17 protein-coding genes, 1 rRNA gene and 1 other annotated feature (1 of these 19 running past the window's edge) are annotated in these 17,846 nt (G+C 70.6%); of the genes, 3 read left to right on the top strand and 15 right to left on the bottom strand.

All coding sequences use genetic code 11. The features are described 5' to 3' along the window. Window positions 1–154 precede the first annotated feature (154 nt). From SSQG_RS22095 to SSQG_RS22075, 5 genes are all read right to left on the bottom strand, one after another. Window positions 155–1,861 carry a uroporphyrinogen-III synthase gene (locus tag SSQG_RS22095; protein WP_003992057.1) on the bottom strand — a complete coding sequence of 569 codons (1,707 nt, stop codon included), beginning with the start codon at window positions 1,859–1,861 and terminating at the stop codon, window positions 155–157. Further along, entirely contained in the window at window positions 1,858–2,850 is a 993-nt protein-coding gene (hemC, locus tag SSQG_RS22090) for a hydroxymethylbilane synthase (protein WP_003992056.1), read from the bottom strand. The genes SSQG_RS22095 and hemC overlap by 4 nt, the downstream gene beginning before the upstream one ends. Continuing rightward, window positions 2,847–4,547, bottom strand: a complete 1,701-nt coding sequence (locus SSQG_RS22085) for a glutamyl-tRNA reductase (RefSeq protein ID WP_003992055.1) — start codon at window positions 4,545–4,547, stop codon at window positions 2,847–2,849. The genes hemC and SSQG_RS22085 overlap by 4 nt, the downstream gene beginning before the upstream one ends. Further along, window positions 4,544–5,305: a redox-sensing transcriptional repressor Rex gene (locus SSQG_RS22080; protein WP_003992054.1), complete on the bottom strand. Its 762-nt coding sequence runs from the start codon at window positions 5,303–5,305 to the stop codon at window positions 4,544–4,546. The genes SSQG_RS22085 and SSQG_RS22080 overlap by 4 nt, the downstream gene beginning before the upstream one ends. Window positions 5,306–5,618: 313 nt before the next feature. Further along, window positions 5,619–5,897, bottom strand: coding sequence for a glutaredoxin family protein (locus tag SSQG_RS22075; RefSeq protein WP_003992053.1), 279 nt, complete (start codon window positions 5,895–5,897; stop codon window positions 5,619–5,621). Window positions 5,898–6,058: 161 nt separating this feature from the next. Here SSQG_RS22075 and SSQG_RS22070 point away from each other — a divergent pair, with 161 nt between their 5' ends. From SSQG_RS22070 to SSQG_RS22060, 3 genes are all read left to right on the top strand, one after another. Then, window positions 6,059–6,976: an HAD family hydrolase gene (locus tag SSQG_RS22070; RefSeq protein ID WP_003992052.1), complete on the top strand. Its 918-nt coding sequence runs from the start codon at window positions 6,059–6,061 to the stop codon at window positions 6,974–6,976. Window positions 6,977–7,325: 349 nt separating this feature from the next. Further along, a complete protein-coding gene (locus SSQG_RS22065) occupies window positions 7,326–8,096 on the top strand; it encodes an ECF subfamily RNA polymerase sigma factor, BldN family (RefSeq protein ID WP_003992051.1) in 771 nt (256 codons plus the stop codon). A gap of 236 nt (window positions 8,097–8,332) precedes the next feature. Beyond that, window positions 8,333–9,577 (top strand): DUF5667 domain-containing protein, encoded by a 1,245-nt coding sequence (locus SSQG_RS22060; protein ID WP_003992050.1) that lies wholly within the window; start codon window positions 8,333–8,335, stop codon window positions 9,575–9,577. A 71-nt stretch (window positions 9,578–9,648) separates the two neighbouring features. Here the strand turns inward: SSQG_RS22060 and SSQG_RS22055 are convergent, their stop codons facing one another. From SSQG_RS22055 to rrf, 10 genes are all read right to left on the bottom strand, one after another. After that, window positions 9,649–10,704: a lysophospholipid acyltransferase family protein gene (locus SSQG_RS22055; RefSeq protein ID WP_003992049.1), complete on the bottom strand. Its 1,056-nt coding sequence runs from the start codon at window positions 10,702–10,704 to the stop codon at window positions 9,649–9,651. Window positions 10,705–10,718: 14 nt separating this feature from the next. After that, the gene (locus SSQG_RS22050) at window positions 10,719–11,780 is read right to left on the bottom strand and encodes an NAD-dependent epimerase/dehydratase family protein (RefSeq protein ID WP_003992048.1); all 1,062 of its coding nucleotides are present in this window, start codon (window positions 11,778–11,780) and stop codon (window positions 10,719–10,721) included. Window positions 11,781–11,981: 201 nt separating this feature from the next. Then, window positions 11,982–12,080: a 30S ribosomal protein bS22 gene (locus SSQG_RS39465; RefSeq protein WP_003948845.1), complete on the bottom strand. Its 99-nt coding sequence runs from the start codon at window positions 12,078–12,080 to the stop codon at window positions 11,982–11,984. Between the two features lie 154 nt (window positions 12,081–12,234). Continuing rightward, window positions 12,235–12,447 (bottom strand): helix-turn-helix domain-containing protein, encoded by a 213-nt coding sequence (locus SSQG_RS22045; protein ID WP_004984898.1) that lies wholly within the window; start codon window positions 12,445–12,447, stop codon window positions 12,235–12,237. A gap of 129 nt (window positions 12,448–12,576) precedes the next feature. Next, complete coding sequence (locus tag SSQG_RS22040) at window positions 12,577–13,392, bottom strand: phosphatase (protein ID WP_003992047.1); 816 nt, start codon at window positions 13,390–13,392, stop codon at window positions 12,577–12,579. 81 nt (window positions 13,393–13,473) lie between these two features. Next, window positions 13,474–14,646, bottom strand: coding sequence for an acetoin utilization protein AcuC (locus tag SSQG_RS22035; protein WP_039933378.1), 1,173 nt, complete (start codon window positions 14,644–14,646; stop codon window positions 13,474–13,476). Next, the gene (locus SSQG_RS22030; RefSeq protein WP_003992045.1) at window positions 14,597–15,826 is read right to left on the bottom strand and encodes an MFS transporter; all 1,230 of its coding nucleotides are present in this window, start codon (window positions 15,824–15,826) and stop codon (window positions 14,597–14,599) included. The genes SSQG_RS22035 and SSQG_RS22030 overlap by 50 nt, the downstream gene beginning before the upstream one ends. Before the next feature lie 81 nt (window positions 15,827–15,907). After that, window positions 15,908–16,615 (bottom strand): VC0807 family protein, encoded by a 708-nt coding sequence (locus SSQG_RS22025; protein ID WP_003992044.1) that lies wholly within the window; start codon window positions 16,613–16,615, stop codon window positions 15,908–15,910. 68 nt (window positions 16,616–16,683) lie between these two features. Then, window positions 16,684–17,328 (bottom strand): HAD family hydrolase, encoded by a 645-nt coding sequence (locus tag SSQG_RS22020; RefSeq protein WP_003992043.1) that lies wholly within the window; start codon window positions 17,326–17,328, stop codon window positions 16,684–16,686. A gap of 62 nt (window positions 17,329–17,390) precedes the next feature. Beyond that, window positions 17,391–17,507, bottom strand: a 5S ribosomal RNA gene (gene rrf / locus SSQG_RS22015). Between the two features lie 85 nt (window positions 17,508–17,592). Then, window positions 17,593–17,846, bottom strand: a sequence feature (mutual gap in cmsearch alignment for this rRNA model is longer than 100); it runs 2,805 nt beyond the window's last position.

Genomic DNA, 17,846 nt, shown 5'->3' with positions numbered 1-17,846 from the left:
AGTTCGGTCAACACGCCTTACGGCTTCTGAGCACCACAGATAAAATGGGCTGTCGTGGGTCACCCGGAACCCGAATTGCCCATGTCCTGTGACAGAACCGGCTCAGGAGTGCCCCCGGAAGAGAGGGCACTCCTGAGCCGGTGTTCGCAGGAGGTCAGGTCGTGGAACGCCGCCTCCGCGCCCCCGGCCGCCGCTCGCTCGGCCGCGTCACCGGATCCCCGGCCTCCACCGCGGCGGCTCGCCGCTTCGCGCCGAAGTCCGCCAGCGCCTCCGCGAGCTTCAGTACGGACGGCTCCGGGGCCATGACGTCCACCCGGAGCCCGTGCTCCTCGGCGGTCTTGGCCGTGGCCGGGCCGATACAGGCGATCACGGTGACGTTGTGCGGCTTGCCGGCGATACCGACCAGGTTCCGCACGGTCGACGACGAGGTGAAGAGCACGGCGTCGAACCCACCGCCCTTGATCGCCTCCCGCGTCTCCGCCGGCGGCGGCGAGGCCCGCACGGTCCGGTAGGCCGTGACGTCGTCGACCTCCCAGCCGAGCTCGATCAGCCCGGCGACCAGCGTCTCCGTGGCGATGTCGGCACGCGGCAGGAACACCCGGTCGATCGGGTCGAAGACCGGGTCGTAGGGCGGCCAGTCCTCCAGCAGCCCGGCGGCGGACTGCTCGCCGCTCGGCACCAGGTCCGGCTTCACACCGAAGGCGATCAGCGCCTTGGCCGTCTGCTCGCCCACGGCCGCGACCTTAATGCCCGCGAAGGCACGGGCGTCGAGCCCGTACTCCTCGAACTTCTCCCGCACGGCCTTGACCGCGTTCACCGAGGTGAAGGCGATCCACTCGTAGCGGCCCGTCACCAGCCCCTTGACCGCCCGCTCCATCTGCTGGGGCGTGCGCGGCGGCTCGACGGCGATCGTCGGCACCTCGCTCGGCACGGCCCCGTACGACCGCAGCTGGTCGGAGAGCGACACCGCCTGCTCCTTGGTCCGCGGCACGAGCACCTTCCAGCCGAACAGCGGCTTGGACTCGAACCACGCGAGCTGGTCGCGCTGGGCGGCGGCGGAACGGTCACCGACGACGGCTATCACCGGCCGGCCGCCCTCCGGCGAGGGCAGCACCTTGGCCTGCTTCAGCGTCTGCGCGATCGTGCCGAGCGTGGCGGTCCAGGTGCGCTGCCGGGTGGTCGTGCCGGCGACGGTGACCGTCATCGGGGTGTCCGGCTTGCGGCCCGCGGAGACGAGCTCGCCGGCCGCGGCGGCGACGGAGTCCAGCGTGGTGGACACCACGACCGTGCCGTCCGACGCGCCGACCTCCGTCCAGCACCGGTCCGACGCCGTCCGCGCGTCCACGAACCGCACGTCCGCGCCCTGCGCGTCGCGCAGGGGCACACCGGCGTACGCGGGCACACCGACCGCGCTCGCGATACCGGGGACGACCTCGAAAGGCACCCCGGCGGCGGCGCACGCCAGCATCTCCTCGGCGGCGTACGTGTCGAGGCCCGGGTCGCCGGACACAGCACGCACGACCCGCCTGCCGCCCCGCGCGGCCTCCATGACAAGATGTGCGGCATCCCGCACCGCGGGGGTGGCCACGGCGGTTGACGTACCGTCAACAACCGTGAGCTGGGGCGCTCCTGTGCCCGGAGTCGGCTCCTGGGAAGGATCCGAGTCCGTGTCCACTTCGGAGACGCCCTGCCTGGCGTGCTGACGTACGACGTCGAGCACTTCGTGCTCGGCGACGAGGACGTCCGCGTTCGCCAGCGCCTCCACGGCGCGCAGAGTCAGCAGTCCCGGATCTCCGGGTCCGGCACCCAGGAAGGTGACGTGCCCGTGTTCAGGACCGGCGGAAAGGGTGGTGGGGCTCAATGTGCTCGCTCCCCCATCAGACCGGCCGCGCCCTGGGCGAGCATCTCGGCCGCGAGTTCGCGACCGAGCGCCGTTGCCCGGTCGTGCGTCTGGGGCACGGGACCGGTGGTGGACAGCTGCACCGTGCGCGTGCCGTCGGTCGTCCCGACGACGGCGCGCAGGCGCATTTCCTTGACAATCTGCCCGTCGGCCAGCAGGTCGGCCAGCGCCCCCACCGGGGCACTGCAGCCGGCCTCCAGGGCGGCGAGCAGTGATCGCTCGGCCGTCACGGCGACCCGCGTGAACGGGTCGTCGAGCTCGGCGAGCGCGGCGACGAGGTCCGCGTTGCCCGCGGCACACTCGATCGCCAGGGCCCCCTGGCCGGGGGCGGGCAAAACCGTGTCGACCGACAGGAAGTCGGTCACTTCGTCGCCCCGGCCGATCCGGTTCAGTCCGGCGGCGGCCAGTACGACGGCGTCGAGCTCACCGCTGCGTACGTACCCGATGCGGGTGTCGACGTTGCCGCGGATCGGGACCGTGGATATGTCCAGGCTGTGGCTGCGCGCGTACGCGTTGAGCTGCGCCATCCGGCGCGGCGAACCCGTACCGATGCGGGCCCCCGAGGGCAGGTCGGTGAACTTCAGCGCGTCCCGGGCGACGATCACGTCCCGCGGGTCCTCCCGCACGGGCACGGCGGCCACGACCAGCTCGTCGGGCTGCGTGGTCGGCAGGTCCTTCAGCGAGTGCACCGCGAAGTCGACCTCGCCCTTGAGCAGCGCGTCGCGCAGCGCGGTCACGAACACGCCGGTGCCGCCGATCTGCGCGAGCTGCTCGCGCGAGACGTCGCCGTACGTGGTGATCTCGACGAGCTCGACGGGCCGCCCGGTCACCCGGCGCACGGCCTCGGCCACCTGCCCGGACTGGGCCATGGCGAGCTTGCTCCGCCGGGTACCGAGCCTCAGCGCCCCCTGCTCATGCGCTCCCCGCAGGGACGCGCCGGTGTCATTCATGCCGGGCCTCGGTCCTTCTGGGTGGTGCTGTCCTCGGCCCGGGAGACGGCTGCCACCGTCTCGGGGTCGAGGTCGAACAGGGTCCGCAGCGCGTCCGCGTATCCGGCTCCGCCGGGCTCGGCCGCGAGCTGCTTGACCCGTACGGTCGGCGCGTGCAGCAGTTTGTCGACCACGCGCCGCACGGTCTGGGTGATCTCCGCTCGGTGCTTGTCGTCGAGGCCCGGCAGCCGCCCGTCCAGGCGGGCGATCTCGCTGGCCACGACATCGGCGGCCATGGTGCGCAGGGCGACCACGGTCGGTGTGATGTGCGCGGCCCGCAGTGCTGCCCCGAAGGCCGCGACCTCGTCGGAGACGATACGCCGGACCTGGTCCACATCGGCAGCCATCGGAGCGCCCGCGGAGGCCTCCGCCAGCGATTCGATGTCCACCAGCCGCACCCCGGCCAGCCGGTGCACGGCCGCGTCGATGTCGCGCGGCATCGCCAGGTCGAGCAGGAAGAGCACGGGCTCGGGCCGCTGCGGCTCGTCGACCGGCTGGGGCCGGCGCCGCTCGGGGATCCGCCCGACGGTGGCCGCGGTCGCCGCGAGCGCGCCGATCAGCTCGGCGTCGGCCTCGGGGCCGCTGCGGGCGCCCTCCCGGCGGTCGACGGTGCCACCGGCGACCCATGCGGCGTGCTGCTCCAGCGTGGCGGCGTCCATGCCGGCCACGGCGGCCTCCCCCATGACGGAGAAGCCGGGCTGCACGGCGGCCAGGTCGAGCGGGCAGTTGTCGTCGTTGCCGACGGAGGTGGGCGGCAGCGCGTCCTGCCGGGACTCCGTGCGCCGGTCGTCCTCGATCTCGGCGGCGGGCTGTCCGGTGCGTCCCTCCACCGCGGCGGCGACCGACTCGGCCGTCAGGACCAGGCCGGTCGCGCCGGTACAGGAGACGGCGATGTCGGCACGTGTCAGCTCGGCCGGCACCGATTCCATCGGTACCGCGCGGGCCAGCACGTCCGTGTCGTCGCCCTCGGTGAGTATCTGGGCGAGCCGCTCGGCGCGGTCGATGGTGCGGTTGGCGACGACGACCTCGGCGACCCCGGCCCGGGCCAGCGTGGCGGCGGCCAGGGAGGACATCGAACCGGCGCCGATGACCAGGGCCTTCTTGCCCCGGGCCCAGGTCTCCACGTCGCCGCCCGCGGCCAGCTGCTCCAGGCCGAAGGTGACCAGGGACTGGCCGGCGCGGTCGATGCCGGTCTCGGAGTGGGCGCGCTTGCCGACCCGCAGGGCCTGCTGGAACAGGTCGTTCAGGAGGCGGCCGGCGGAGTGCAGGTCCTGCGCGCGGGCCAGGGAGTCCTTGATCTGGCCGAGGATCTGGCCCTCGCCGACGACCATCGAGTCCAGCCCGCACGCCACCGAGAACAGGTGGTGGACGGCCCGGTCCTCGTAGTGCACGTAGAGATAAGGAGTGAGCTCCTCCAGGCCGACCCCGCTGTGCTGGGCGAGCAGCGTGGACAGCTCGGCGACACCGGCGTGGAACTTGTCCACGTCGGCGTAGAGCTCGATGCGGTTGCAGGTGGCGAGCACCGCGGCCTCGGCGGCCGGTTCGGCGGCGACCGTGTCCTGGAGCAGCTTTCCCTGCGCGTCCGGGTTGAGCGAGGCCCGCTCCAGCACGCTGACCGGGGCGCTGCGGTGGCTGAGTCCGACGACGAGGAGGCTCATGCCGGCATCACGGCGGGCATGTCCCCGTCAGGCCCCTGGTCGGCGGACTCGCCGCGGGCGGCGGCCGTCGGGACGCCACCGTCGGAGGCGGCCTCCTCCCCGGCCTTGCGCTGCTCGTGGAAGGCGAGGATCTGCAGCTCGATGGAGAGGTCCACCTTGCGCACGTCGACACCGTCCGGGACGGACAGCACGGTCGGCGCGAAGTTCAGGATGGAGGTGACACCGGCGGCCACGAGCCGGTCGCAGACCGCCTGGGCGGCACCGGCGGGGGTGGCGATGACACCGATCGACACGCCGTTGTCCTGGATGATCTTCTCCAGGTCGTCGGAGTGCTGCACGGGGATCCCGGCGACGGGCTTGCCCGCCATGGCCGGATCGGCGTCGATCAGCGCGGCGACCCGGAAACCACGGGAGGCGAAGCCGCCGTAGTTGGCCAGGGCGGCGCCGAGGTTACCGATACCGACGATCACGACCGGCCAGTCCTGGGTGAGGCCCAGCTCACGGGAGATCTGGTAGACGAGGTACTCGACGTCGTAGCCGACACCCCTGGTCCCGTAGGAGCCGAGGTAGGAGAAGTCCTTGCGCAGCTTCGCGGAGTTGACCCCCGCCGCGGCCGCGAGCTCCTCGGAGGAGACAGTGGGTACCGAGCGCTCCGACAGCGCGGTCAGGGCGCGGAGGTACAGCGGAAGCCGGGCGACGGTGGCCTCGGGAATCCCTCGGCTGCGGGTCGCCGGTCGGTGAGTTCGGCCAGTTGCCACGGTGCTCCTGCGGGTAGAGCGGGGCTGTAGGCGGTCATACGTCCCTACATGACCGCCCCGTCGAATGCAGGCTATGTCTTTGTGAACGCGTGCACAAAGATGGTGTCCGATTTGCCCGGCCAACGTGACCGGGCTCACGCACCCCCGGCGCATTCGTGGGGAACCGGCGCACGAGCACCGCCGTTCCTTCACTCCTGGGGGCAAAACCGCACACTCTCCTCCATGCATCCCGCCCCCGAGACCAGTTCCCATCGATCCTAAGCGACCCGGCGACCGCTTTGGACTGGTCGGTCAGTCGCGTCACCGGCCGGCCTCACTCGGTGAGCGCCTTGCGCAGGCGGTCCTCGTTCACGCGCCAGAAGGTGTGCTGCCTGCCGTCCACCAGCACGACCGGGATCTGCTCCCAGTACCGGTCGTGCAGTTCCTGATCCTCCGTGATGTCCTTCCCCTCCCAGGGGACTCCGAGATCACCGCACACCTTCTCCACGACGACCTGCGCGTCGTCGCACAGATGGCAGCCGGGCTTCCGGATCAGCGTGACGAGCCGTTCCCCGGAGGGCTTACGGCGAAAGAGGGGACTCATGTCGGCCATTGTCGCGCGCCCGTGAACGAGGGGAACCCTTCCGAAGGGCCAGGGGACACGCCGACCGGCTCATTCCCGCGCGGCCTCTTTAACGACACGCACGCTGAGAGTTCACACGCTCCAAACCTCTCGACTCCGGAACCCCCGAACAAACTGGCTATGCTCACGCCATGGCCGCTCTTGGATGGCTCACTCCCCGTAGGCGCTCCGCCACGGCGCGGAGCGTTTTGGCAGGCGAGGCCTCGGCGGAGGCAGCACGCAAGTCCTCACAGGAGGCTGCCGGCACGACCGAGGAACCGCAGTTCCCGGTCCACGGTGACGACCGGGCCGCCGCCTTCTTCGACCTGGACAACACCGTCATGCAGGGCGCCGCCCTCTTCCACTTCGGCCGTGGCCTGTACAAACGGAAGTTCTTCGAGACGCGCGAGCTGGCGAAGTTCGCCTGGCAGCAGGCCTGGTTCCGGCTGGCCGGGGTCGAGGACCCCGAGCACATGCAGGAGGCCCGCGACTCGGCCCTGTCCATCGTCAAGGGCCACCGCGTCGCCGAGCTCCAGTCGATCGGCGAGGAGATCTACGACGAGTACATGGCCGAGCGCATCTGGCCCGGCACCCGGGCCCTGGCCCAGGCCCACCTGGACGCGGGCCAGAAGGTGTGGCTCGTGACGGCGGCCCCGGTCGAGATCGCCCAGGTCATCGCCCGCCGCCTGGGCCTGACCGGCGCCCTCGGCACGGTCGCCGAGTCCGTCGACGGCGTCTACACGGGCAAGCTGGTCGGCGAACCGCTGCACGGCCCCGCGAAGGCCGAGGCGGTCCGCGCCCTGGCGACGGCGGAGGGCCTGGACCTCGGCCGCTGCGCCGCCTACAGCGACTCGCACAACGACATCCCGATGCTGTCGCTGGTCGGTCACCCGTACGCCATCAACCCGGACTCCAAGCTGCGCAAGCACGCCCGCCGGCTCGACTGGCGCCTGCGCGACTACCGCACCGGCCGCAAGGCGGCCAAGGTCGGCATCCCCGCCGCGGCCGGCGTCGGCGCGGTGGCCGGCGGCACCGCGGCGGCGATCGCCCTGCACCGCCGCCGCCGCTGACGAGGCGATCAATCCGGGACACCATCGCTTACGGGATGACAGGCCCCGTAAATCCAACTGGCGTACCCCCACAACCTCGCGTCCAGTCCTCTTGGCTGCACACGGCCACAACACGCCCCGGACTCGGCCTCAATCCGAACCTTTTCGATCAACAATCGTTCATCCTCTGGCGCTTGATCCGGCGTCAATCGGTTACGGAAGCGACGTAATCGATGATTTGAGCAACTCGGTGTAGCAGGGCCTGTACGAAGCGTTATTCTCCTCAGACGCAATCCGGTACCCCTCCGTCGCTACGACGGGTGAAAGGTCCCGTACTGCACGTGATGGAAGCTCTGCCTCTGGGAGTCCCGTGTACCCACACGTCGGGGTTGACGCCTCGGGCCTGGCTACGCTTCGCGCAACGGTCCTCGACCTGTTGCGCGGCTTCGTCCCCACCGCGTACGCCGTCCCCGCATTCGCCGCCGCCGCGCCCGTCGGTCCGTGCTACGCACTGGCCGACGGCAGCGCCGCGGTCGGCAGACGAGGGCGCCCGTCCGGCGCGGCCACCGCCCGACGGCCCGCCGCGGACAGCGACAGCGCCCGGATGATGGACCTCGTGGAGCGCGCCCAGGCCGGCGAGGCCGACGCCTTCGGCCGCCTCTACGACCAGTACAGCGACACCGTGTACCGGTACATCTACTACCGGGTCGGAGGAAAGGCGACCGCCGAGGACCTCACCAGCGAGACCTTCCTGCGGGCCCTGCGCCGCATCGGCACCTTCACCTGGCAGGGCCGCGACTTCGGCGCCTGGCTCGTCACCATCGCCCGCAACCTGGTCGCCGACCACTTCAAGTCCAGCCGCTTCCGCCTCGAGGTCACCACCGGCGAGATGCTCGACGCCAACGAGGTCGAGCGCTCCCCCGAGGACTCCGTCCTGGAGTCCCTCTCCAACGCCGCCCTGCTCGACGCCGTACGGCGGCTCAACCCCCAGCAGCAGGAGTGCGTGACGCTCCGCTTCCTCCAGGGCCTCTCCGTCGCCGAGACCGCCCGCGTCATGGGCAAGAACGAGGGCGCCATCAAGACCCTCCAGTACCGGGCCGTCCGCACTCTCGCCCGGCTCCTCCCGGAAGACGCCCGCTGACCGGAGAACACCCTCCGCCACCGCCAACTCACGCTCCGTGAAAGTCCGTTGACTTCGGCATCGGATCATCCGGTGTCCGTAACCCAAGTGCCGCGCCGCTCGTTGTGCGGGATGCAGACTCCCTGTGGTCACCCCCTGGCCGACTCCGGTCACCCGATCGTGTGGTCGTGGTCAGGGCGTGCAACCCTCAGGACCCCCTGGGGAGTCGACCGTCATGACGAGAGGAGGTGCCGCCAGTGATCGCGAACGTATCGGCGCACCGGCGGGCGAACGCCTTCGCCCAGGCCCTTCAGGAGCAGTCCGAGCAGGGCACGGCGGCCGAGCAGCCCGAAGGACCGGCACCGGCGCCGGCCGCTGCGGAACAGACCGAACAGGCACGCCTGCTGGCGCTCGCCTCCGGTCTTGAGACGCTGCCCAGACCGGTGCTCGACCCGGAGGTCAAGGTCGTCCAGCGGGCCCAGCTGGTGGCGGCCTTCGAGGCCATGCTCCAGGAGGGCACCGTGGGAGGCGGGGCGACGGACCGCGCGGTCCCCGAGCAGCGCTCCCGGGCCCGGGGCGCCCACCGCGCGAACTCACTGAAGAAGTACCGGCCGCGTTCCCGGCTCGCCAAGGGCCTCACCGCGGGCGGCCTCAGCGTCGGCGTGGCCGCCAGCGCCTTCGGCGGAGTCTCCGCGGCCAGCTCAGACGCCCTGCCCGGCGACTCGCTCTACGGCCTCAAGCGCGGCATCGAGGACGTCAAACTCGGCCTGGCCGACGGCGCCGACGAGCGCGGGCGGGTCTACCTCGACCACGCCTCCACCCGGCTCAGCGAAGCCCGCCGCCTGATGGAGCGCGGCCGCAGCGGCCCCCTGGACCACGAGTCCCTCGGCGAGATCCGCCGCGCCCTGTCCGGCATGCGGCACGACGCGTCGGAAGGCCACCGGCTGCTGAGCGAGGCGTACCAGCACGACCCGGACTCCCTGGGCCCCATCCAGGCCCTGTCGGCGTTCTCCCGCTCCCACCGCCAGGCCTGGGGCGAACTGCGCGAGAAGCTGCCCGTCCAGCTCGGAGACGTCGGCGACCAGGTGTCGTCGGTGTTCGACGCCATAGAGGAGGACGTCGCCCCGCTGCGCTCCCTGCTGCCCGAGCCTCCGGCCCGGGGCGGCGGCGAGGGCAGGCACCGGGGTGCCTCCGAGTCGGCCTCCACCGGCTCCTCGGCCACCGACCGGTCGGCCCGCCCCGGCAAGAGCAGCGGCAAGAGCCCCGACAGGGGCGGCACGGGCAGCGGCAGCCCCAGCCGCCCGGCCGGCTCCGGCAGCGAGAGCGACGGTCTGCTCGGCGGCAACACCGGCGGCCTGCTCGACCCGCCGAAGGACAGCGAGGCGAGCGCCTCCCCGTCGGCGGAGGGCACCCCGTCCGTCCCCAAGCCGAACGTGACACTCCCGCCGCTCCTGCCCGGCCTGCTGCCCGGGCTGGACATGGACAACGAGGACGCGAACTAGACGGCGGCATGACAGTGGGGGCGCCCCTCGGCGCCCCCACTGTCATGCCTGCGGGTTCAGAACCTGCGGGTTCAGAAGAAGACCGACCGCCGCTGCACCAGCAGCTTGTACAGCGTGTGCTGGATCTGCTCCCTGACCTGGTCGGTCAGGTTGAACATCAGCATCGGGTCCTCGGCCGCCTCCGGCGGATAGCCGTCCGTGGGGATCGGCTCGCCGAACTGGATCGTCCACTTGGTCGGCAGCGGAATCGCCCCGAGCGGCCCGAGCCACGGGAAGGTCGGCGTGATCGGGAAGTACGGAAACCCCAGCAGCCGGGCGACGGTCTTGGCGTTGCCGATCATCGGGTAGATCTCCTCGGCCCCGACGATCGAGCAGGGAATGATCGGCGTCCCGGCGCGCAGTGCCGTGGAGACGAAGCCGCCGCGGCCGAAGCGCTGGAGCTTGTAGCGGTCCGCGAAGGGCTTGCCGAGGCCCTTGAAGCCCTCCGGCATCACCCCGACCAGTTCGCCCTGCTCCAGCAGCCGCGCCGCGTCCTCGGCACACGCCAGGGTGTGGCCGAGCTTGCGGGCGAGTTCGTTGACCACCGGCAGCATGAACACCAGATCGGCGGCCAGCAGCCGCAGATGCCGGCCCGCCGGGTGGTTGTCGTGCACGGCGACCTGCATCATCAGGCCGTCCATCGGCAGCGTCCCGGAGTGGTTCGCCACGATCAGGGCGCCGCCCTCGGACGGGATGTTCTCGACGCCCTTCACCTCGACCCTGAAGTACGTGTCGTACAGCGGCCGCAGCAGGGACATCAGGACCTGGTCGGTGAGTTCCTCGTCGTAGCCGAAGTCGTCGACCTCGTAGTCCCCGGTGAGGCGGCGGCGCAGGAAGGCCAGGCCGCTCGCGATCCGCCGTTCCAGGCCGCCGTCGCCGTCCCCGGACCCCTGTGGCGGTTGTTCATCGGACGTCACAGGAACATCATCCTGCGGAACAGCCCTGGTGGGCAGGGGCTGCACCTCACGTACCGGCGCGGACTCCGTGCCCGGGCGCCGGTTCCCCGCGCTCCGGCGACGCTGGGGGCGCTGTGCGGCGCTCCCGCGGGACCGGTCGTCGTCGAACGGAATGACCTTGGCATCCGCCATCGTTGATGCGCTCCTCAGTTGGCGCTCTGCGTCGGGGTGTGACCGCCGCCCGCGAGGGGCAGCGCGGCGATCCGGTCGACGGCCCCGGCAAGGGCCTCCGGCGGCAGAAGTCCGGGTCCTTGGCTGCGTGCGAAGTCCGCGAACGTCTCCGCGGTCGTGTACTTGGGCTGGAATCCCAGCGTCTCGCGCATCTGGCCCGTGGCGACGACCCGGCCGTGGGTCAGCAGCCGGATCTGCTCGGGCGAGAAGTCCGTCATGCCCAGCGTACGCACCAGCGAGCCCGCCCAGGTGACCGCGGGGAGCAGCAGGGGCACGGTGGGGCGGCCCAGGCGCCGGGAGCACTGGGAGAGCAGCAGGACGCCGTCTCCGGCGATGTTGAAGGTGCCGCTGTTGAGCGTGCCCCGCTGCGGCTCGTGCGAGGCGATCCGCAGCACCTCGATCACGTCGTCCTCGTGCACGAACTGCAGCCGCGGGTCGTAGCCGAACACCGTCGGCAGGACCGGCAGCGAGAAGTACGAGGCGAGCGGGGTGTCCGCGGTCGGGCCCAGGATGTTGGCGAACCGCAGCACGGCCACCGCCACGTCGGGCCGCCGGCGCGCGAAGCCGCGGACGTAGCCCTCGACCTCCACCGTGTCCTTGGCGAAGCCGCCGCTCGGCAGCGACTTGGGCGGGGTCGTCTCGGTGAACACGGCCGGATCGCGGGGCGCGGAACCGTAGACGTTGGTGCTGGACTTCACGACCAGCCGCCGCACGGTGGGCGACTTCTGGCAGGCACCGAGCAGCTGCATGGTGCCGATGACGTTGGTCTCCTTCAGGGAGGCCCGGTTGCCGCTGCCCAGCGGTGTGCCCGTCACGTCCAGGTGGACGATCGTGTCGGCACCCGCTTCGGCGAGCACCCGCGCGATCCCGGGCTGCCGGATGTCGGCCTGGACGAAGTCCGCACCGCCCAGATGGTGCTCGGGCGGCACCGCGTCCACCCCGACGACGCGGTCCACGTCGGGGTCACGCTGGATCCGCCGGACGAACCGGCCCCCCAGCTGGCGGGCCACTCCGGTGACGAGCACGACCTTGCCCAAGATCAGCGCCTTCCTTCCAGAACATCTCGCCCCCGCCGCGTTCCCCCGTGGGGCCAACTTAGCGGTTCGGTGTTGCGCTGTGATGACCGCCCGATGCGCGAAGTGACCAAAGCAGCCGGACGTACGAGCCGATACACGTGTGGCCCCCCACCGTTCAGTGGGGGGCCACAGCAACGCTCTCGCGCAGTCCGCGTCGCGAACTTACTTCTTGTTGCGACGCTGGACGCGCGTGCGCTTGAGCAGCTTGCGGTGCTTCTTCTTCGCCATCCGCTTGCGCCGCTTCTTGATAACAGAGCCCACGACTACCCTCGCTCACTTCTCATCACTCGGTGTTTGGGCGCCATGGGCCCATACGACCTACGAGGGGCCAGCCTACCCGTCCGAGCGCTGAGGTCGTAATCGAGGAGGCCGGGGGATCCCGAAGTGCCCTGAGAGGATCGCCCCGGCCCAGCCGTCAGGCGGTTTCCACCCCCACGTAACTCTCGCGGAGGTACTCGTGAACCGCTTGCTCCGGGACGCGGAAGGACCGCCCCACACGGATCGCGGGCAGATGACCGCTGTGCACCAGCCGGTACACGGTCATCTTCGACACTCGCATCACCGAGGCGACTTCCGCCACGGTAAGGAACTGAACCTCGTTCAGAGGCCTCTCGCCAGCTGCAGCCATGACACACCTGAACCTTCCGCACTCGACGGCCACCGGCTTCCCCTTCCGGTGACTCTTCGTCGCTGCGTGCTCACTCCCCAATGTAGGGGCGGGTGATGCGAGTGGGGAAGAGGTGCACCCATCGGCGGCCTACTGTGACAGACACGCCCGATTGAGTACGTAGCGGGTAAGCGGCAGGTAGTAATCAGACCGCACGCCATCATCAAGTGGAACGACGACGGACACGGACCCCTCGGCCTGACCGACGAACGGGGCGGGGTCGTCCGTATCGGCCGGACCGATGGCCTCGAACCCCAGCTGACCTGCCCCGCAGACCCACCCGTGGTCCCCGATCACCAGCTCGGGAAGGGGCCCGCCGGCCTCCGCGGCGACGGCCAGCACGGTACGAACCGGGAGAGGTGAGTGCGTATGCGCGCCGGGCTCACAACCGGGGCGTTCCCCGCCGGACGCCCGCACCAGCGCGACTCCTCGTACGTAGTCGAGGTTGTACGTACGTAGGCCGAACCGGGTCGTTATGTCGACACAGCGACCCTGCGCGGGGGTGAGGACCTCACACCCGGCCGCCGACAGCGCGTCTGCCAGAGCGGCGTAGAAACCGAGCAGCCGGTGCGGATGCCCGGTGCCGAGCAGCACGGGCGCGCGGCGCCGGGCGGCCCCGGCGAGCCGTTCCGCGAAGGCGTCCAGCGCGCTCAGCGTCCTCTCCGGATCGATCACGTCCTGGCCGGAAGTACGACGAGAATCGACCGAAACCCCGCACCGGTCCGCCATCAGATCAATCAAATCCCGCTGCCTCCAAGGCCTTTCGGGATCGATCCCGAGCAGCACCCGGGGGTCCCGGGCAGCGAACAGCCGGTAGCTCCGCAGGCTCTCCTCCCGGGACGTGGCCACGGTCCCGGCGAGACGCGCACCCACCAGGTGCGCGCGAAGGGCTTCGGGGGTCAGCACCAGGAGATCGTGCGCGACACGGGTCCTGCCTGTCCCGGGAACCGGGGAACACCGCACGGTCGGCCTAGTACCCCGATCCGGTCAGGCCAGCAGCCCCCGCAGCGGGAAGACCGCCCGCCTGGCCGCCAGCACCGCCTGGTCCAGCCGGTCCGCCGGGTCGTAGCCCTCCTCCCAGCCCTGCCAGGCCACGGGCCAGCGCCCGTCCGTCATCCGCGCCGGGGCCAACTGCCGCGTCCGCGCGAACACTTCCTGCCGCCAGCCCTCGGGGATCACCGCCTCGGGCTCCACGGCCCGGCCCGCCGCGATCCCGACCAGATGCGTCCACGACCGCGGAACGACGTCCACCACGGCGTAGCCACCCCCGCCCAGGGCCACCCACCGCCCCTCCGCGTACTCGTGCGCCAGGTCGTGACAGGCCACCTGCACCGCCCGCTGCGCGTCCAGCGACACCGCCAGATGCGCCAGCGGATCCTCGAAGTGCGTGTCGGCCCCGTGCTGCGTCACCAGCACCTGAGGCCGGAAGTCCGCGATCAGCTCCGGCACCACCGCGTGGAACGCCCGCAGCCATCCGGCGTCCCCGGTCCCGGCCGGCAGCGCCACGTTCACCGCCGAGCCCTCCGCCGAGTCCGCCCCGGTCTCCTCCGGCCACCCGGTCTGCGGGAACAGCGTCCGGGGATGCTCGTGCAGCGAGATCGTCAGCACCCGCGGATCGTCCCAGAACGCCGCCTGCACCCCGTCCCCGTGATGCACGTCGACGTCGACGTACGCGACCCGCTCCGCGCCGAGCTCCAGCAGCCGGGCGATGGCCAGCGACGCGTCGTTGTAGATGCAGAACCCGGACGCACCGCCCGGCATCGCGTGGTGCAGCCCGCCCGCGAAGTTCACCGCGTGCAGCGCCTCACCGCGCCACACCGCCTCCGCCGCCCCCACCGACTGCCCGGCGATCAGCGACGACACCTCGTGCATCCCCGCGAACGCCGGATCGTCCATCGTCCCCAGACCGTACGACTGGTCCGCCGCCCCCGGATCCGCCGACGCGGCCTTCACCGCCCCGATGTAGTCCTGACGGTGGACGAGCCGCAGCGTCGACTCCCCGGCCGCCTTCGCGGCGACGACCTCCACCTCACGGTCCAGCCCGAAGGCGTCGACCAGTTTCCGGGTCAGGGCGAGCCGTACGGGGTCCATCGGATGCCCCGGACCGAAGTCATAGCCCGTTACTGCCTCGTCCCACATCAGCTGTGCGCGGCCGCTCATGCCCGCCACCGTATCGGTCCGGTTGAGCAGCGAACGACCGGGCGTACACGAGTGTCACCAGCACCAACACCATCGGCACGAGCATGGCCCCGCGGTAGCTCCACAGATCCCCCAGCGCACCGACCAACGGCGAACCGATCAGGAACCCCACATAGTTGAAGACGTTCAGCCGCGCCACGGCCGCGTCCGAAGCCCCCGGGAACAGCCTGCCCGCCGCCGCGAACGTCTGCGGCACCAGCACACACAACCCCAGCCCCAGCAGCGTGAATCCCAGCATCCCGACCCATGCCCCGGGCGCCCCCGCCACCACGGCGAACCCACCCGCCGCCACCAGCGCCCCGCCCCGCACGACCGCCACCGCCCCGAACCGCCGCACCCCGAGGTCGCCGATCGCCCGCCCCAGCAGCGTGGTGACCATGTACACGTTGTACGGCACCGTCGCCAGCTGCTCCGAGCTCCCCAGCACGTCCTGGAGATACTTGGCACTCCAGTTGGAGACCGTCGAGTCCCCGATGTACGCGAAGGTCATCACCAGGCAGAGCGGCAACAGCCACTTGAAGACGACAGCCTGCCCCTCCGCGCCCGTCTCCCCCGCCTTCTCCTCCGCCCCGGGTGCCGCGCCTTGGTCGTCGACGTACCACCGGCTCCCCACCAGCACCGCCGGCAGCAGCACCAGCACGACCGGCAGATACGACACCCACAACGCCAGATCCCAGTGCGCCCCCACCCATGCCAGCGAGGCCCCGACGATCCCGCCCAGGCTGTACGCCGCGTGGAAGCTGAGCATGATGCTGCGCCCGTACGCCCGCTGCAGGCTCACCCCGAGCATGTTCATCGACGCGTCCAGCACCCCGACCGCGAGCCCGAACGCCGCGAGCGCGACACCCAGTTCGAGCATCCGCTCCCCGGCCCCGACCCCGAGCAGCGCCAGCAGCACGACGGGCTGGGACCACCGCAGCAACCGGCTCGGCGGCACCCGCCGCACCAGCCGCTCGGTGCTCACGCTCCCGATCCCGGCGAGGATCGGCACAGCGGCCAGGAAGGCCGGCAGCAGCGCGTCGGAGACCCCGTAGCGGTCCTGGATGGCCGGAATCCGCGTCACGAGCAGAGCGAAGGCGACCCCCTGCACACAGAAGCCGAACGCCAGCGAGGCCCTGCCGCGCCGCAGCACATCAGTCATGGCCGCGAGCGTAGGGCCCCGGCTTACCCGTGGGTAGATCCAGCCAAAGATGAATTTGCCTCATCTCTGCCGTGGTCCGTCTCAAGCGGCCATGGCCGGCTCGACCGCCCTGGACTCTCCGCCCGCAGCGGCCTCGGCGGTGAGCATCCGCTCCATGGGCCCGGCGCCGAACGCGCCGCCGACCACGATCCCGGTCCCCACAGCAGCGACGAGGACGACCGACCCGAGCCACACCATGGTGTCCACGGGCACGGTGAACGCCCCCACGATCCGCACGACGCACTCCGCGAGCAGCACCCCGCCCCAGACGGTCGAGAAGACCCGCTCCTTGCGCCGGAAGTCCGCCGACGCCGCCGCTGTCCCGTCCATCAGCCGCCCCCAGGCGGCCTCCCTGACCGCGCTCTTGACCAGGAACGGCTTGAGCCCGGCGGTCATCATCGGCCGCCCCAGTACGACGGACACCAGGATCCCGATCCCCACGGTGCTGCTGACCGCACTGTCCTTGGCGAGCATCAACCGCGGATCACCGGAGACGAAGCCGAGGGCCAGCGAAACGATGTTCACGACGAGGATGAGGCCGGCGATCCCGTTGACCGCGCGCTCCGTCACCGCGGTCCACGCGGTCCGCACGGCCGGGACGATGCTGCTCCAGGCCAGCGCAGCGAAGGTGCTCATCCCGAGGCCGTCCTTGAGCAGGTAGTACGCCCCGATGGGGACGGCCACGTCCAGGATCAGCGGCAGGAAGTGGTTCGACTTGCCCGGCTGCGTGTCGCTCGTCTTCGTCGTCATGTCCTCAGAGTGCCGTCCGGCGATCGGCGCCAGTAGAAACGATCGTCCGGACCTCCGTATGACAGATGTCAGACGAGCAGGTCGGCCAACTCCGCCATCTCGGGAAAGAGTTGAGTGGCTCCCAGGAGCTTCTCCGAGGGCGTCATCGCGGTGAACCCGTACACGTCCATCCCGGCCGCCACAGCCGCCTGCACGCCCAACGGACTGTCCTCGACGACGACACACCGCTCCGGCGCGACCCCCATCCGCTCGGCCGCGTACAGGAACAGGTCGGGAGCCGGCTTGCCTCGCCCCACGTCCTGCGAACTGAAGATCCGTCCCTCATCGAACCACCGGTCGAGTCCGGTCGTCCGATGCCCCACCCGGATCCGCTCATGGCTCCCGGATGAGGCCACGCAGAACGGCACCCCGTCCGCGGCCAGCTTCTCCAGCACCTCGGAGGCCCCGGCCACGGCGAGCAGTTCCTGCTCGAAGGCAGCGAACACCCGCGCGTGAAAGACGTCGTCGAAGTCCTCCGGCAACCGCAGTCCCGTCCGCTCGAGGACCAGCTCATGAATCCGGTGCATCGCCGACCCCATGTAGTCCCGAACGGACTCCTCGTACGAGGTGGGGTGTCCCAGCTCGGTGAGGTACGCCGCGAGCAGCCGGTTGGAGATGGGCTCGCTGTCGACGAGTACGCCGTCGTTGTCGAAGATCACGAGGTCATAGCGCATGGATGCGAGCTTAAACGCAGAAAACCCCCGCACCGTAAGGTGCGGGGGTTTTCCCAATAATTGTTCGGCGGCGTCCTACTCTCCCACAGGGTCCCCCCTGCAGTACCATCGGCGCTGTAAGGCTTAGCTTCCGGGTTCGGAATGTAACCGGGCGTTTCCCCTACGCTATAACCACCGAAACACTATGAAACTGTTCAGCCGCACCACGTGTGGCACGTGGGGCTGTTCGTGGTTTCAGAACCAACACAGTGGACGCGAGCAACTGAGGACAAGCCCTCGGCCTATTAGTACCGGTCAACTCCACACGTTACCGTGCTTCCATATCCGGCCTATCAACCCAGTCGTCTACTGGGAGCCTTACCCTCTCAAGGAGGTGGGAATACTCATCTCGAAGCAGGCTTCCCGCTTAGATGCTTTCAGCGGTTATCCCTCCCGAACGTAGCCAACCAGCCATGCCCTTGGCAGAACAACTGGCACACCAGAGGTTCGTCCGTCCCGGTCCTCTCGTACTAGGGACA

The organism is Streptomyces viridochromogenes DSM 40736, assembly GCF_000158955.1.
GTDB lineage: Bacteria > Actinomycetota > Actinomycetes > Streptomycetales > Streptomycetaceae > Streptomyces > Streptomyces venetus.
This window is presented reverse-complemented; position numbering and strand designations above follow the sequence as displayed.